The 228-nt window shown below is 54.8% G+C and carries 1 protein-coding gene; it reads left to right on the top strand.

Going from position 1 to position 228, the window contains the following annotated elements; all coding sequences use genetic code 11:
- Positions 1 to 4 precede the first annotated feature (4 nt).
- A partial coding sequence (locus AF337_RS13805; RefSeq protein ID WP_244471251.1) for a tetratricopeptide repeat protein occupies positions 5 to 228 on the top strand: 224 nt, incomplete at its 3' end.

Genomic DNA, 228 nt, shown 5'->3' with positions numbered 1-228 from the left:
CTTGATGAGAGAGGACGGCGACGGTTGCGATATCGATCCAACAGACGCCGTGAGATGGTACGGCCAGGCCGCAAACCAGGATCATGCCGGTGCGCAATACAGGCTAGCCCAAATGAAAGAGCACGGCGTGGGCTGCGAGATCAATCTGACAGAGGCTTTCAAATGGTACCGTCGTGCAGCGCTTCAGGATTACCCTGATGCAAGAGAAGATCTGCTCGATTTATGTCG

It is taken from the genome of Rhizobium ecuadorense, assembly GCF_001187535.1.
Classification (GTDB): domain Bacteria; phylum Pseudomonadota; class Alphaproteobacteria; order Rhizobiales; family Rhizobiaceae; genus Rhizobium; species Rhizobium ecuadorense.
Note: the sequence above shows the minus strand (reverse complement) of the source record. Positions and strands in the feature narration are given on the sequence as shown.